The sequence below is a fragment of the Pantoea sp. X-Soil-YNGN-844 genome (assembly GCF_059730595.1).
The window spans coordinates 2,774,287-2,792,714 of sequence record NZ_AP036007.1; the positions used below are offsets into that span (position 1 = coordinate 2,774,287).

Here is an 18,428-nt window from a genome sequence, read left to right on the forward strand (position 1 = left end):
TCTTTCATTCTGCTAATGAATAGTGGCGATAATCTGGAAAGTGAAATTATTACGTGACTAAAACAAAAAAAAGCGGGTGCCTGCGCACCCGCTTCTCAGAACGACCTGACAGACGTTGCTGTGACTACGCCACGTGGACCTGCAGGTTCTGCTGCACCAGCACATCACCCAGGGTGTTTTCACTGCTCAGCGCCGAGTTGTGGTAGATCTCAAAGACTCTGCCCTCCACCGTGCGCTCGCCGGTCACTTCCCAGATACCACCATTACTGTTCGCCAGTGTCACCTGACTGCCATCAGCGCCTTTGATCAGCAAATCATCACTCTGTTTATCCGTAATATTAAGTGCATCATTGAGATCGAGTTTCACAGAGTTGGTGCCGGTTTTACCCAAATCGAGCACTTCAATGTGTTCAACTTTCAGGCCCAGCGCGGTGAGATCCAGATTGAGATATTCACCATTCAGCACCAGTGTATCGGTGCCTGCGCCGCCATCAATATGGGTAAAGTTAAGGTCGCTGACCGTCACGGTATCTGCCCCACTGCTGCCGGTCACCGAAGCGCCTTCTGCCGTACTGCCATCGGCCAGCGTAATCACGACGCCGCCAATGGTGTAACCCACCTCCTCTGCCGGTGCCGCCGCCACAGCGGTTTCACTGGCCACCACGGTTTCACTGCTGGTGACCGGCGTCACCGTATCCGCTTCGGTAATCAGCGTCGAGGCCACGGCTACATGGGCGCTGTTATCGTCGCTGCTGGTGCTGCTGTTATGCTGCGTTTCCACGCTGGCACTGGCGACGGTAGCGCTGTCGTCCGCCACCGAGAAGAGTGCCACAGACTCGGTGGCCGCCAGCGTTACCGGCAGCAGTGAACCCAGCAACAGGGTGTTGGTGGTGGTATAGCTGTTACCGGCCACGTCAGTGATGGAGACTTTTGCCAGCGTGTTCAGCGACAGCAGCAGTCCTCCCACCGACAGCAGTGACGGTGAGAAGTTAACCGCGTAACGCCCCAGGGCATCGGTGGTGGTATTCAGCGTCGGTCCGTTGCTGCCGTTGGAGAGCAGCAGCGTCACGCTGACTTTCGATCCCTGAGATGCATTCAGGGATCCCCCCTGCACGACCAGACCGGTAAGCAGAGAACCGACGATGCTGAGCACCGGATCAACCCCGACCAGCGGCTGATTATGGGACAGCGCAGTAAAGCTGCTGGTGCTGGTCGCGGTATTGCCCCCAATGTCCGTCACCGTGACGGTCAGCGGATGGCTGCCATCTGCGATCCCTTTCAGCGTCGCTGACGGCACGCTGATGCTCCATGCCCCATTCGCGCCGATGGTCGTAGTGAGGACATTACCTGCCACGTTAACCGTTACGGTGCCGCCCGCCGCGTTGGTGCTGGTTCCTCTGATGGTTTCAGCCGTATTGGCTTCCGCGATGTTGAGATAACCATCGCCACCAAAGAAACTGTTCACACTGACGGTCGGCGTGGTGTGACTCACCACACCCAGCGACGCCGAGGTGGAACCGTTGCTGCCCGCGCCGTTGATGACGCTGGCCGTCACGGTCTGCAGACCATCCGCAATCGCGGCGAGGTTAGCCGCCGGCACAGAGAGACTCCAGTTGCCGTTACTGCTCACCGTAGTGCTGTAAGTCTGGCCACCCAGCGTAACGCGTACCACCGATCCTTCGGCGTTGCTGGCGGTACCTGAAATAGTCTGCGCGGTTTTGACATCGGCTGCACTGAGGGCATTGTCACCAAACAGTGAGGTAATGGCGACCACAGGCGTCGACTGACTGATAACGCTCAGTGTTCCGCTGCTGTTCGCCACGTTACCGTAGGCATCGGTGCCGGTCACCGTCACGGTTTTACTGCCGTCAGTGATGGCGGCAAGATCCGCTTTCGGCACGCTGATGCTCCAGTTGCCGCCACTCGCCACTTTGGTGGTGTAGGTCAGGCCATTCAGCGTGGCGCTGACAGTAGAACCCGCTGACAGGCTGGAGGTCCCGCTCAGGGTCTGGTTCGAGGCCAGATCGGCAGCGCTCAGAACGCCATCGCCGAACACCGTATTCACCGTCAGGGTTGGCTGCACCAGTCCCAGTGACACGCCTGCGCTGGTGCTGCTGACGTTGCCGACCGGGTCAGTGACCGCCGCGCTGACAGTGAAGTTACCGTTCAGCAGCGTCGAGAGCACGGCTGGCGAAACGGTGGTGGAGAACGTGCCATCGGCGTTGACCAGCGCAGTGGCCGTTGTGTTGCCAATGGCCAGCCTGACGCTGCTGCCCGCTGCCACGCCGGAGACCGTGCCGCTGATAGTCTGGCTCACCAGCGATTCCGCCAGGTTCAGCACGCCATCACCAAACAACGGATTGAGCGTAACCTTCGGCAGATTGTGAATACCCACCAGCGCGCCGGCGGTGGTGCTGCTTGTGTTACCGGCGCTGTCGGTGACGCTGACGCCGACGGTGAGATTGCCATCGGCAATCCCCTGCAGCAGCGCAGGCGTCAGTGAGACGTTAAAGTTGCCACTGGCATCGGTTGCCGTCACAAACTGCTGAGAACCTACTGATACGACGACTCGCGATCCCGCTTCTGCACCGCCGACGACGCCGCCAATCACCTGTGTGACCAGCGCATCCGCCACGTTCAGCAGACCGTCACCAAACAGCGGATTTACCGTGATGGTTGGCAGCAGTGTATCGACGCGAATACCGGCGCTGGTGCTGGCGGTGTTGCCCGCTGCATCCGTTACCGACGCCCCCACCGTCAGGTTGCCCTGCGCCAGGGTGCCCAGGATATCCGGCGTCACCGTGGCGCTGAAGGCACCGCCCGCACCCACGGTCGCGGTCAGCTGGCTGTTGCCCACCGAAAGCGTCACCACACTGCCCTGCGCAACGTTGTTCACCACCCCGCTGATCACCTGACCGGTGGCGATATCGGCCAGATTCAGCACGCCATCGCCAAACAGAGAGGTCAGGGAAATGGATGGTGTCTGGGTAAAGATGCCAATCGACGCGCTATTCGAGGCGACGTTACCCGCCGCATCCCGGACGCTGACGCCCAGCGTCAGATTGCCATCCAGCAGTGAGGTGAGATCGCTGCCCGGCAGGCTAACGCTCCATGCTCCGCCCGCCTGCACGGTGGTGTTGTAAGTTTTACTGCCGAAGGTCACCGTCACCTGTGAACCTGCAGCCGCATTGCTGATTACGCCACCCACCAGCTGCCCGGCTGCCGCTTCCGCAATGTTCAGCAGGTTATCGCCGCCAAACAGCCCGGTGAGCGCGCCCACCACCGGTACCGCATCGACAATCGCCGTTACGGTTTCACCCACGGTGCGGGTGTTGCCCGCCGCATCGGTCAGGGTGACGTTAACGGCAAGATTGCCGTCGGTGACCAGATCCAGCACCGCAGGTGGCACCACGATGGCCCATTTACCATCCTGACCCACAGACGCAGAGAGCGTGGTGCCGCCCAGTACCACCGATACCGTGGCCCCGACACCTGCCGACGTCGCAGTTCCCGAGATGGTCTGCGCGACGGTGGTATCCAGCGCACTGAGCGTTCCGTCGCCGAATACCGAATCAACCACCAGCGTCAGGGCACTGTTGACCACTTTGTTGACCGTCAGCGTGGCGTCGGTCTGGTTACCGGCTAAATCATTGACCCGCACGCCAAACACCAGCGCGCCGTCAGTGAGACCCGACAGGACATTCGGTGCAAGATCAATGCTCCAGCGGCCATCTGCACCCACCGTTGCGGTAGCGATCGGCGCGGCATCGCCCAGGTAGAGGCCGATGGTCTGGCCTTCTGCGCCCTGTGCGCTGCCGGTCAGCACCTGACTGACGGCCAGATCAGCGGCGTTAATCACGTTATCGCCCGCCAGCGCGTCAACCTGGACCAGCGGCGCGGCGGTATCCACCGTCACCTGCTGTGTCGCAGTCGTCACGTTACCGGCGACATCTGCCAGCTGCGCGGTGATCACCGGCGTACTGCCATCGGTCAGGGCCTGCATCGCGCCGGCAGGAACGGTGGTGGACCAGCTGCCGTTACTCTGCACCACTGCGCTGTACGTCTGATTATTGAAGGTCACAACCACCGTGCGGCCTGCTTCAGCGACATCGGCGGTGCCGCTGATGGTCTGGCTGGTGGCGCTTTCATTACCATTGACCTGGTTGTCACCCGCAAAGGCATTGATCGTCAGGGCCGGCGGCGTCAGATCAATCAGCACGTTACCGCTGACGGTGACAGGGGTCGTACCGTCGGTGGCATTCACCGTGATGGCGACGCTGCCGTCCGCATTGCCGAAGGCGCTGACCGGCAACGCAGCCGTTGACCAGTTGCCTGACCCATCCAGCGTGGTGGCGTAGGTCACACCATTCACCACCACCGTTACTACCCCACCTGCACCGAGGTTAGCCGAGGTGCCGCTCAGGACGACGCCACCCGCGACATCCTGGGTGCTGATGATGTTGTCGCCCGAAACCGTGCCCAGCGTCACCAGCGGGCCTGGCGGTGGCGTCAGATCCACCGTCACCGCGACGTTGCCGCTGGCGGTGTTACCTGCCAGGTCAGTCACTGCCAGCGCCAGGGTTGTGGATGCCCCAAAGGTGGCCATCTGCTCTGGCGTCAGCGTCACGCTCCAGTTGCCGTTACCGTCAACCACGGCGGTGCCGAGGGTCGTGGCATTCAGCGAGACCGTGACCACGGCGCCCGTCTCTGCACCCGTTGCCGTGCCGCTGAGGATCTGCGGCTGAATGCTCTCGGCGTAGTTCAGTGCGTTGTCACCGGCAAAGGCGTTAGTGCTCAGTACCGGTGGCGTGGTGTCGAGCACCAGTGAGCTGTTAATCGTCGTGCTGTTGCCTGCCGCATCGGTGGCCGTCACGGTGACCGGATAGGTAGCATCCGGCAGCGCTGAAAGCTGCGCCTGGGTCAGCGGTACCGTCCAGTTACCATTCGCATCCACTGTGGCGCTGTAGGTGTTGCCGCCCAGCGTCAGCTGCACCGTCTGATTTGCGCCCGCCTCACCGGTGGTGCCGCTCAGCGTAACCCCTGCGGCCACATCGCCGCCATTCACATAGCCGCCGAGGAATGCCGGATTGACCGCAGGCAGTGGTGCTGTGAGATCAGCAGTGAACGGAAGCTGTGCCGATGCGCTGTTACCCGCCGCATCCACAATGTTAACCGTCAGTGACTGCGCACCGCCCGGCAGTGAACTCAGCGCATTCGGCGGAATATCTACGCTCCAGTTACCGTTGCCATCTACCGTGCCGGAATAGAGGCTGCCATTGAAGTCAACAGTAATGCTGACCGCCTGATTATCTCCCACGCTTCCGGTGTTGCCGGTCAGGGTAATCCCTGCCGCGGCTTCACTGATGTTCAGCAGGTTATCGCCGCCAAACGCGCCAGAGTTGAAGGTCGGCACCGGCACAGCTACTTCGGTTACCACACTCAGGGCCGTCACGTCACTATTACCCGCAATGTCGGTAGCGGTCACGGTAATGGTATGCGTGCCGCTGGTGAAGGTGGCTAACTGCGCTGGCGACAGGGTCAGCGACCAGCTGCCATCGTTCTGCACCGTGGCGGCCAGCGGCTGGTCGCCGTTAAAGCCGGCGATCAGCACCGATACCGTCTGTCCTGCACCGGTAATGCCGGTGGTGCCACTGAGGATTTGCTCTGTTCCCGCTTCGGTGGCGTTCAACGCACCGTCACCAAACGGCAGGATCAGCGTGACATCCGGCAGCGTATTGACGGCGACCTGCAGCGAACCACTGGTGGTGCCGATGTTGCCGCTCACGTCGGTGACGGTCACGCTGACCGGCAGGTTGCCATCCGGCAGTGACTGCAATACGGCAGGCGGCAGAGTCAGTGACCAGCGTGCACCGCCATCAGTGAGCGTCGCAGCATAGACGGTGCCATTGATAGTCACCGCCACCGAGGCCGGATCAGCACTGTTGACTGTACCGGTCAGGGTACCGTCCGTTGCCGCTTCCGCCGCGTTAAGACGGCCATCCGTAAACGGCGTATCCAGCGTTGGCGCGGCAATCGGGGTAATCGCTGAGACAAAGGTCTGCGTCTCTGTGATGCTGTTACCGGCCCGATCCGTGGTGGTGAGGGTCAGCGTGTGTTCACCGGCACCCAGGCTGGCGATCACCTCCGGTGTCAGGCTGGCCGTCCAGTTGCCACTGGCATCGACCGTCACCGACAGCGGGATGTTGTCATCGCCGACTGTGACGCTGAGGGTCTGGCCCGCAACAGGATTAGACGTGCCTGTGACCAGCTGAACGGAACCCGCTTCACTGATGTTAATCACGTTATCGCCGAACTGTGTTGCAGCAAAGTCGGCGGAAACCGGCGGGGTCTGCAGGATCTCAACGCCTGCGGTAACCTGCGCCGGATTTCCTGCCGCATCCGTGGCGGTGACCACCACTTGTGTCAGTCCGTCGTCCAGGCCCGTCAGTGCGCCCGCTGCCAGGTTCAGCGTCCAGTTGCCGCTGGCATCGGTCGTGGTGCTGAAAGTCTGTGTGCCGACGGTAATATTCACTACGCTGCCTTCCGGCAGATTAGTGCTGTCACCACTCAGCGTTAACGCGCCTTCGGCATCTGCTGCACTGACCAGCGCATCGCCAAACGGCGTGTTCAGGGTCAGCGCTGGCAGGATATTAAACGCCACATCCAGTGTGGTGGTGGTGTCGGTGGTGACATTGCCCGCCGCGTCAGTGACCGACACGGTAATGACGTTAGGGCCGTCTGCCAGCTGCTGCACATCGGCTGTGGGAATGGTGAGGGTCCAGTTCCCGTCCGCATCCGCCGTGGTGGTATAGCTGACGTTATTCAGCGTCACCGTCACCGGCAGAGCGCCGGTGGTGGTGCCGTTGATGGTGAGATCCTGCAGCGACTCCGCCAGGTTTAGCGTGTCACCCGCATTGACCGTAATATCCGTCAGCACAGGCGGTGTGGTGCTGAAACTGACCTCCTGTGTGGCGACCGCCGGGTTACCGGCGACATCACTGGCGGTGACGGTAAAGGTCTGCGTGCTGCCCGGCGCAACGTTGATGAAGGCTGCAGACGGTACCGTCACCGTCCAGTTACCGTCAGCGTCAATCGTGGTGCTGTAGTCAGTACCGTTAAACGACACGGTTACCGGCGTTCCTGCCGCCAGCAGGGTGCTGGCACCACTGACCACGACATCCGCAGTAGCCTCAGTAGCATTGATCACATCATCGCCTGCCACCACGTTCAGGGTCAGCGTTGGCTGAACCAGCGCGCTGGCCAGCACGACCAGACTGGCGCTGGCACTGGCCGGGTTGCCAGAGGTATCCGCTGAGACCACGATCAGCAGCTGATCGCCATCCGGCAGATTGCCCAGATCGGCGGCCGGCACGGTCACCGTCCAGCTGCCATCTGCGGCCACCGTGCCGCTGTACTGAATGGCGTTGAGCGTTACCGTTACCAGCTGGCCTTCCACCAGATTGGTGCTGGTGCCGCCGATGCTCAGATCCTGCAGCGACTCTGCCTGGTTAAGGAAGTTATCATCACTGATTGCCCCGATGGTCAGGGTCGGCAGATTCAGGCTGTCCGCATCACGCGTCAGCGTCTGGGTCGCCGTGGTCAGATTGCCCGCCGCATCACTGAGCGTTACATCGACCGGATAGCTCCCATCTGCCAGCCCCTGCACAACCCCGGCAGGCAGGGTCACCTGCCACGTACCATCAAAGAGTACCTGGGTGGTGTAATCGGTATTCTGGAAACTGACGGTGACCGTCTGTCCGGCATCCGCGACTGAAGCTGTTCCGCTGATAGCGACCGCTTCCAGTACCTCAACTGAGTTGATGACGTTGTCGCCGCCGATAGGGTTAATGCTTAACGCAGGCGGGGTGAGATCGACCGTGACGGCGCTGGTCAGCGAACCGCTGTTACCGGCGGCATCGCTGGCATTGACCACCAGGGTCGTCACGCCCTCAGCCAGTGCCTGCACCTGCGCTGGCGTTAAGGTCAGCGTCCAGTTGCCCTGCGCATCGACTGCGGCAGTGTAGTCATTATCGCCCAGCGTCACGCTGACGGTCTGGCCCTCGCCCGCCACACCGGTACTGCCACTCAGCGTCTGACTGACCGCCGTTTCAGCCTGGCTAAGGTAGCCGTCGCCAAACGGCGTATTAATGCTGACCGACAGGGCACCGGTTGCGACGGTGATTTCACGCGTCTCAGTAACCGGATTGCCCGCCGCATCACTGACCGTCACGGTCAGGGTATACGAACCGGCCGGAATCCCTGCCAGGGCACCCGCAGGCAGCGTCAGGCTCCAGTCGCCATCCTGGGTCACGGTGGTGGTCCAGATCTGGTTATTAAGGGTAAGGGTGACCTGCTGACCGGCTTCGGCATTACTGCTGCCGCTGAGCACAATCGGCGCGGTGCTTTCGGCAATATTGACGCTGTTATCGCCCGCTACCGGATCAAGCGACAGGGTTGGTGGCGTCAGATCGACCGTGACGCTGCCCTGGCTGCTGCTGGTGTTACCCGCCGCATCCTGCACGTTAACGGTGTAGTTAAGCGTCTCCTCCGGCAGATCGGCCAGCGCGGAGGCAGGCACGCTGACCTGCCAGTTGCCATTGCTGCCGACCGTGCCGTTGTAGGTCACGCCGTTGAGAACCACGCTCACCGTCTGGCCGTCACCTGTCACACCTGTTGTGCCGCTCAGAGTTTGTGGCGTGGTGATTTCGCTGCTGTTAAGCAGACCATCGCCAAAAGCAGAGACGATCTGCGGTGCTGGCAGCGTCGCCAGCACGCTGAGCGCGGCTTCGCTGCTCAGGGTCGCCCCGCCGCTGTCCGTCGCGGTGACCGTGACGGTGTAAGGCCCGTCGGCGAGTGCCGTCAGTGACTCAGCCGGAACGATCACACTCCAGCGACCACTGGCCGAAACCTGCGCGGTGTAGCTGATGTTGTTAAACAGCAGCGTGACCAGACTGCCTTCAGGCACATTCGCCGAGGTGCCGGTGACAATCAGCGGCTGACCCAGCTCCTGCGCATTCAGATAGTTGTCCTGACTGATGGCATCCATCGCCAGGCCAGACGCATTGCTGTTAACGTCAAAGGTGAGATTAGTGGTGGTGGTGTTGCCCGCCACGTCGCTGACCGCCACGGTGAAACTGGCGCTACCATCCGCAATTGCCGCCAGCGCACCGGCTGGCACGATCAGGCTCCATGCTCCGCTCGCCTGCACAGCGGCGCTGTAGACTGTGCCATCAAGGGTGACGGTGACCAGCTGGCCCGCTTCGACGTTGGTGGTGGTGCCGGTCAGACGTTGATCGATGAGGCGTTCCGCACCATCGACAACATTGTTACCGGCAAAGGCATCCAGCGTCAGGGTCGGCAACGTGCCCGCTTCCACTTTCAGCGCCAGATCGCGGCTGGTGGTGGTGGCATTGCCTGCTGCGTCGCTGGCGGTCACGGTCAGAGGATAGGTGCCGTTGCCCAGCCCGGTATAAACCGTGGCGGGCAGATCCAGCGACCAGTTACCGTTGACGTCTGCGGTGGTGCTCAGGCTGGTGCCGTTGAAGCTGGCCACAATCAGCGCATTGGCTTCACTGCTGCCGGTCAGCGTCAGCGGCTGCTGACTCTCAGCGGCGTTGATAATGCCATCGGAGGGAGTGATGAAGTTCAGCACCGGTGGCAGGGTATCCACCACCAGGCTGCCGTTAGCCTGGCTGCTATTGCCTGCTACATCACTGACCACCACGGTGTAAGGCGTGATGCCCTGTGGCAACGCAGAGAGCGCCGCTGGCGGAACCGCGACCTGCCAGTTACCCGTTGCGTCGACCGTACCGCTGTAGTTCGTACCGCCCAGCGTGACGATAACCGTCTGGCCGTCACCAGGCACGCCGGTGTTTCCGGTGATCACGCCGCCGCTGACGGCTTCGTCGCCGTTGAGAATACCGTCATCAAAAGCCACGCCAGGGGTGGCCACCGGCAGTGCACTGGCCACCACCGTCAGGGTAGCGTCGCTGGTGGCAAGCTGTTGTCCGCTGCCGTCGGTGGCCGTAGCGCTAATCGTCTGCGGGCCATCGGCTGCGCCGTTAAAGGTGCCTGCCGGTAAGGTCAGGCTCCAGCTTCCATCGGCCGCCACGCTGGTGCTTGCTGTGGTGCCGTTGGCAAGCACGGTAATAAAGCTGCCCTCAGGCAGGCCGCTGGTGCTGCCGCTGACCACAACGGCACCGCCCAGCTCCTGGGCATTGAGGTAGTTATCGTCGCCGATCGGTGCCAGCGCGATCGATGGCAGCGTATTGTCCACAGTGAAGTTAAGCGGGCTGGTGGCGGTATTGCCGACGGCGTTGATCACGCTGACGTTCAGCGTCTGACTGCCCTCGCCCAGTTCCGCCAGTGCGCCCGCAGGCAGCGTAATGCTCCAGTTGCCGCTGGCCCCGACCACGCCGCTGTAGTCCGTGCCGTTCAGGGTGATGACGACCTGCTGGCCCGCCTCGACGTTACTGCTGCTGCCGCGCACCGTAACCGGCTGTAACTGTTCTGCGGCCGTGACGATACCGTCACCGGCAAAGGTGCTGCTATCGACGGTCAGCACAGGCTGCACGTCCGGCGAGGTTGCCACATTCAGATCAACCACCTGGCTGCTCTGGTTGCCGTTAGCATTGATTTCGGTAACGGTCAGCGGATTCGTGCCCGGAGGCAGCACCGCCAGATCACTGGCGTCGATTTGCAGCGCCCACTGCCCATTCACGCCGACGGTGGTGCTGTAGAGCTGGTCATTGAGCTGGACCGTAACAATGTCGCCGTTCTGACCGCTGCCGCTGACGACCAGCGGCTCCGCCAGTTCAGCGGTGTTCAGCGCGTTGTCCCCGCTGACCGGGGCGACTACCAGCGGCGGCGGCGTGGTAGCAACCGTCAGCGCACTGTTCTGGCTGCTGCTGTTGCCAGCCGCGTCGGTGACGGTGACCACCACCGGATAGCTGGTGCCGTTGGTCAGACCGGCAAGCGCAGCAGGTGGTACGGCCAGCCCCCAGTTTCCGTCCGCATCAACCGTGCCGGTGTAGGTGACGCCATTCAGCGTCACGCTGACGCGGTCGCCTTCACTGCCTGCGCCGCTGAAGCTGAAACCAGCAGCCTGCTCCGCGATATTCAGCACGCCATCGCCAGCGGGCGCATTAATGCTGAAGTCGGGTGCGGTGGTATCCACGGTGACCGGCAATGGCGTGGTGGCAACGTTGCCACTGACGCTGGTAACGGTCACGTTGAGATCGTAACGGCCATCCGTCAGCTGTTGCAGATCGGCAGCGGGTACGGTGGCGGTCCAGCTGCCATCCGCGGCAACCGTGGCGCTGTAGGTCTCACCATTCAGCACAAGGCTGACGCTACTGCCCGGGGCGACGGTGCCGCTGACGGTCAGATCGCTGGCTGTTTCAGCCGCATTGATAATGCCATCGATGGCAATCGGGTTAACGGTCAGTGCCGGTACCCCGGTATCCACCGTTATCGGCTCACTGATGCTGGTGCTGTTACCGGCGACATCGCTCACCGTCACGGTAACGGGATTGCTGCCCTGCGCCAGTGCCTGTAGCGCATCTGGCGGCAGCGTGACGCTCCAGTCGCCATTTGCCGCTACCGTTGCCGGATAGCTGATGCCGCCCAGGGTCACGCTCACGGCCTGGCCTGGCTGGACGGAGCCGGTCAGCGTCTGCGCTGTGCTGGCTTCCTCAGTGTTGAGAATGCCATCAGTGAAAGGCGTGTTGATTTGGGGTTCTGCCAGCGGCGTCGTTGCCACCAGCAGCGTCTGGCTGGTCTGTACATCCCCTGAGGTGACGGTAACGGTGGTGTTACCCTGCGCCAGGTTCGCCAGGTCGGCAGCTGGCACGGTCAGGGTCCAGCTGCCGTTTTCATCGGTTGTGGTGCTGTAAAGGATGCCGCCGGGCACCAGCGTCACGCTGATCGGGCTGTTCGCCGGCAGGTTTGCGGAACCGCCGCTGAGGATCAGATCGCTCTGTGCATCCAGCACGTTGAGTGCGTTGTCGTCACTGATCGGGGCAATCGACAGCGACGGTACGTTGGTCGTGATCACGGTGAACTGGCCCTGAGCAGGCAGCGCCGGGTTTCCGGCCACGTCGGTAATCGCCACGGTAAAGGTTTTATCGCCCGCGGCACCCAGCGATCCGGCGGGCAGGGTCACACTCCAGCTTCCGTTCGCCTGAACTACCCCGTCGTAAGACTGACCATTAATGGTCAGTAATACCGGCTGGCCTGCCGGTACGCCGGTGACGTTACCGGTGACGAGAATGTCAGTGAGCTGTTCCGCACTGTCGACCAGATTATCGCCGGTCACAGGATCAATGGTCAGCGCCGGTGACGTTGCCGCCAGCACCGTGACACTGGAGGCGACGGTCGTGCTGTTGCCATAAGCGTCGCTGATTACCACATCAACCGGGTAGAGTGCATCGCCCAGTTGACTGATGATGGCGGCGGGCACCGTCACGCTCCATGTGCCATTGGTGTCAACCGTAGCGGAGTAGGTTTCGCCATTGAAACTCACTGCCACCGTGTCGCCCTGCGTCCCCCCGCGCCCGTCGATAGTGAGATCCTGCGTGTGTTCAGCGATGTTGATATAACCATCACTGCCCGGCGTCGAGACGTCCAGCAGTGGCGGCGTGGTCGCGAAAATCAGTGAACTGCTGGCTTGGGTGGTATTGCCATCCGCGTCTGTCGCGACGACTGAGACCAGCTGAGTACCGTTGGGCACACCCGCCAGGTCGGCAGCCGGAACGGTTACACTCCAGTTGCCACCCTGCGCCACTACGGCGCTGTAGGTCAGGTTATTGAGCGTGACACGAATGATGTCACCTTCTTCGCCGGTTCCGCTGACAATCAGCGGCTGCTGCGCGTCGCTGATGTTGATCACGCCGTCAGCGTCCAGCGGGTTAAGAGTCAGAGCAGGCGCTTCAGTAGCAACCCGCAGATCGGTATCCTGCGTGCTGCTGTTACCAGCCGGATCGGTCACAGTCACGGTAACCGGATAAGTCTGGTTGCTTAGCGTGGCAAGATCGGCAACCGGGACGGATGCACTCCAGTTACCGTTTTCGTCCACGATAACAACGTAAGTTTTACCGTTTAACCCGACCGCTACACTGTCGCCCGCGGTGCCGGTTCCGCTGATCAACAGCGGCTCCGTGAGTTCATTGCGGGTCAGAACGCCATCCCCGCCCGGTGCAGTGACGGTGGCAACCGGCGGCTGCGTGCTGACGACCAGCGTCTGCGCCTGGGTCGCGATGTTGCCGCTGGCGTCGGTCAGGGTAACCACCAGCGTATAGCTGCTGCCATCTGACAGCGCCTGCAGCGCCGCTGGCGGCAGATCCACCGTCCAGTTGCCCTGCCCATCCACGGTTGCGCTATAAATGACGTTGTTCAGCGAGACCGTCACCCCTTCGCCCGGCAGCGCACCTGAACCGCTGACCGGCACCCCTGCAGCCACTTCCGTGCTGTTAAGAATGCCATCGCCACCTGCCACCTCCGCCACAATCAGGTTCGGTGGCAGCGAGTCGACGCTGAAGTTCAGCGTCTCGTCCACGCGGTTGCCCGCCTCATCAATCGCGGTAATGGTCAGGCCGTTAGCGCCCTGCGGCAGTAAGGCGAGATCGGCGGCAGGCAGCGTCAGGTTCCAGCTGCCATCGTCATTGACCGTGGTGCTGTAGGTTTTGCCGTTAAGTTGTACTTCGACCAACTGGCCCGCCACCGCTTTACCGGTGCTGCCACCGATCAGCAGATCGCTGCCCGCTTCGGTCTGATTAAGAATGCCATCGGTAAGCGCGCTCTCATCCAGCGTGATCTGCGGCAGCGTGGTGGTGACCACATTCAGCTGAGCGGAGTCGGTCAGCAATGCACCACTGGCGTCGGTTGCGGTAACCGAGATCGGTTTCACGCCGTCGGTGATACCACTGAGGTCGCCAGCAGGAACGGTGATGCTCCAGAAGCCGTTGCTGCCCACCACCGCACTGTAATTGTTGCCGTTGAAGTTAAGCTGCACCGCCTGGCCCGGATTGACGCCCACCGCCGAGCCGCTGATGATCAGATCGCTGCTCAGCTCCTGCAGGTTGAGGAAACCATCAACGCTGACAGGCTCGCTGATAGTGATCACACCCGGTTCACCGGCTGCCGGCGCGACGTTGATGTCACGGCTGTCGGTGGCTAAAGCACCGGCTACCGACGTGACGCTCACCGTGATGGCCGTGGTGCCTGCCGCCAGGGCACTGAGCGCCGCAGATGGGATCTGCGTGCTCCAGCTGCCGTCCGGGTTGACCAGCGCACTGTAATTCTGACCGCCCAGGGTAATGGTGACCGTCTGGCCCGCCTCCACGTTGCTGGTGCTGCCGGACAGCGTCTGATCGACGGCCTTCTCGCTGTTATCCAACAGATCGTCACCGGCAAACAGGGCGATCGAGACTGTCGGCGTGCCCGGCTCCGCAGGCGCTTCCACCGCGATCACCCGATCTTCACTTATCGTTACGCCCGCCTGACTGGTAACCGTGGCCGCGATAGTGGCACTGCCCGCCGCCAGTGCCGCCAGCGCGCTGGCAGGGACGCTCAGGCTCCAGCTGCCATCCGCACCAACCGTGGCGCTGTAGGTCTGATCACCCAGCGTGACCGTGACAATCTGGCCCGCCTCAACGTTGGTGGTGGTACCGCTCAATAGCTGGTCGCTGGTTTTCTCGTCGTTACTCAGGACGTCATCACCGGCAAACTGATTAATTGTGATCACCGGCTGGCCTGGCTCGGTAACCAGAGGTTCTACCGTAATCGCCAGCGTATCGCTGACGGGCGTGCCAGCCGCATTGCTGACCGTCACGACCAGCGAGGCAGCGCCCGAAGCCAGGGCAAGGAGATCGTTGGCCGGAATCGCGATATTCCAGCTGCCATCGGCGCCGACCGTGCCGCTGTAGTTCTGGCCGCCCAGCGTCACCGTGACAATCTGTCCGGCTTCGACATTGGTGGTGCTGCCCGAGACCGCCTGAGCGTCCAGCTTCTCATCGTTGCTCAGGACGTTGTCGCCAGCAAAGGCATTGATGGTTAATGTCGGGGTGCCTGGCGCGGTGCCTGATGACTCTACGAGGAAGTCGCGGGTTTCGCTGACTGGCGTGCCGGACTGATCGTTAACGGTAGCGTTCAGGGTCGCACTTCCGGCTGTCAGCGCAGCCAGCGAGCTGGCCGGAATCGTGACGCTCCAGCTGCCATCTGCGCCGACCGTGGCGGTGAAGGTCTCTCCGTTCAGCGTAACAGTAACCTGCTGCCCCTCAGCGATATTGGTGGTGGTGCCGCTCAGCAACTGGTCGCTGGCTTTCTCGCTGTTGCTGAGGATGTCATCCCCGGCAAAGGCGTCGATGGTCACGGTGGCCTGACCCGGCTGCGTTGCCGGGGCTTCGACGGTGATCGGCTGCGCGGCAGTTGCGACATCGCCCGCCGCATTACTGACCGAAACGGTGAGTGTGGTCGTGCCGGCTGCCAGCGCGTTGAGCGCAGCTGACGGAACGGTGACGCTCCAGCTGCCATCAGCCTGCACGCTGGCGCTGTAGGTCTGGCCGCCCAGGGTAACCGTCACCAGTTGCCCGGCTTCAACATTACTGGTGGTGCCGCTGACCAGCTGATCAACCGCCTTTTCATCGTTGCTCAGCTCGTTATCGCCAGCGAAATCATTCAGAGTCAGGGCCGGTACGCCTGGCTCTGTTGTCGGCGCATCCACCGAAATATCGCGTGTTTCGCTGATGGTGACGCCCGCGGCGTTACTGACGGTGACGCCAATGGCATTCGAGCCCGCAGGCAGATTGCCCAGCGCGGCTGCCGGAATAATCACACTCCAGTTTCCACTGCCATCGACGGTGCCCAGGTAAGTCTGCCCCCCCAGGGTGACGGTTACCGTCTGGCCCGCTTCGATATTGGTGGTCGTGCCGGAGAGTGTCTGGGCCGTCCCTTTTTCATCGTTGCTGAGAATGTCATCCCCGGCAAACTGACCGATGGTCACGGTCGGTTCGCCCGGCTGCGTCACTGGCGCTTCCACGCTGATCGGCAGGCTGCCGGTCACGGTGTTACCGGCAGCATTGCTGACCGAAACCGTCAGGGTGGTTTCACCTGCCGCCAGTGCGCTCAGGGCTGCTGATGGCAATGTCACGCTCCAGTTGCCCTGCGCGTCCACGCTGCCGCTGTAAGTCTGACCGCCCAGCGTCACCGTCACCACCTGCCCGGGTTCGATATTACTGGTGCTGCCGGTCACCGTCTGGTCGGTGGCTTTCTCCGCGTTACTCAGCTGATTGTCACCGGTAAAGTCATCCACGGTGACCGCTGGCGGGCCCGTAACCACCGGCGTATCGACGCTGATGGCGCGGTTTTCGCTGGCCTCAATGCCAGCCTGACTGGTGACGACCGCCGAAATGGCCACCGTCCCGGCGGCCAGTGCATTCAGCTGTGCAGGCGACAGCGTGATGCTCCAGTTGCCCTGCGCATCCACCAGCGCGCTATAGGTCTGGTCGCCCAGCGTGATAGTAACAATCTGCCCGGCTTCAACGTTGGTGGTCGAGCCGCTCAGCAGTTGGTCACTGCTTTTCTCAGCATTGCTGAGGATGTCATCCCCGGCAAACTGGTCGATGGTGATGACCGGCGTACCCGGCTGGGTCAGCGGTGCCTCTACGGTAAGAGTCAGGCTGCCGCTGGCAGCGGTTCCCGCCTGGTTAGTGACCGTTGCCGTGACGGTAGTAGTGCCGGAGGCCAGCGCGCTCAGCGCATCGGCAGGCACGATGATGCTCCAGCTGCCGTCGCCTGCTACGCTGCCGCTGTAGCTCTGGCCGCCCAGAGTCACGGTAACGATCTGCCCTGCTTCGACATTGCCGGTGGAGCCGGACAGCGTTTGTGGCGTGGTTTTTTCGCTGTTATCCAGCAGGTTATCGCCCGCAAACGGATTCAGGCTGATGACCGGCGTCGCAGGCGTGCCGGGATCGGCGGCGACGGTAATCGGCAGGCTGCCTGTGGCCGCTGTGCCCGCTGCGTTAGTGACGCTGACGCCGATGGTGGTGGTGCCTGCGGCGAGTCCCGCCAGCGCCGCAGCCGGAATCGCAACGCTCCAGCTGCCATCCGCACCCACGGTGCCGTTGTAGGTCTGGCCGCCCAGCGAGACGGTAACTGTCTGACCCGCCTCAACATTGCTGGTGGAGCCGGATACCGTTTGTGGCGTAGTTTTTTCGTTGTTATCCAGCAGGTTATCGCCCGCAAACGGGTTCAGGCTGATAGCTGGGGTCGCGGGCGTGCCGGGATCGGCGGCGGCAACGGTAATCGGCAGGCTGCCGGTGGCCGCCGTGCCTGCTGCGTTAGTGACGCTGACGTCAATGGTGGTGGTGCCTGCCGCAAGTCCCGCCAGCGCCGCAGCCGGGATTGTAACGCTCCAGCTGCCATCCGCACCCACGGTGGCGTTGTAGGTCTGGCCGCCCAGCGTGACGGTAACAATCTGACCTGCTTCAACATTGCTGGTAGTGCCGCTCAGTACCTGATCGGTGTTTTTTTCTGCGTTATCCAGTACATCATCGCCAGCGAATGCATTCAGGGTGATGGCAGGCGTCCCTGGCGTAACCGGCGTACCGGGATCGGTGCCACCATCGTTGCCGCCGCCATTTCCTCCACCGCTACCACCACCGCCGATGCCAACGGCCAGCCCGGCTAAGCCGAGCACACCCAGACCGCCCGCGGTGATCACGCCCATTGAGGTGTTGGTGTTATCCGCCAGCAGTAGCGGCTCTACGCTGTCGAGTGATTCATAGGTGGGCGTAACCGAACTGGAGGCGAGTTCAGCGCCTTCGGCAGTCTGCGGAAAGAGTGCATGTTCCGGTGGATTAACCCCATCATCGAACACCAGTTCGCTGTGCTGGCCATCGGCGTCATCGAGGAAGAATTTCTGATAGCGTACCGTGCTGCCGTCACGCATTTTCAGCACCAGATCGTTACCCTGGCGCTCGAACTGCGTCACCATGTCGCGCGTGCCGCTGATGCGCACAACGCTGGGTTCGGTGAGGTTAATGGATTGCGACGAACCGCCAGCGGTCTGTGAGAGGAGTGTGCCGTTTTCGCGCGAGATGATGTCTACACGGCCTTGCGTGAGTTCTGCCATTTGTAACCTCTATTCCACCAGATTAGCTAATATACTGAATCTATAAACATAAAATTATTTTATGGTTACAGCCTTCACACATAGTTTCACCTTCTGAACGACAGAAGGCGTCTCAACCTGGCGTATGTAGAAATGGCAAAGCAAAGCTGCGTCACAACCCCATCAAAAAGCGAAGCGTGGCGGTATAATTGTTAGATTTAGTTGTACAGATTGATGCCAAACGTAACGGTTCTGACAAAGTAATTTTTAGCGTAACCGTGGTAAAAATCAATTTCAATGTACAGATTTCATTATGATT

General features: G+C 61.7%; 1 protein-coding gene. It reads right to left on the reverse strand.

Going from position 1 to position 18,428, the window contains the following annotated elements; all coding sequences use genetic code 11:
* Window positions 1-124: 124 nt before the first annotated feature.
* Window positions 125-18,130 (reverse strand): Ig-like domain-containing protein, encoded by an 18,006-nt coding sequence (locus AC6I8C_RS12935; RefSeq protein WP_497822717.1) that lies wholly within the window; start codon window positions 18,128-18,130, stop codon window positions 125-127.
* Window positions 18,131-18,428 lie beyond the last annotated feature (298 nt).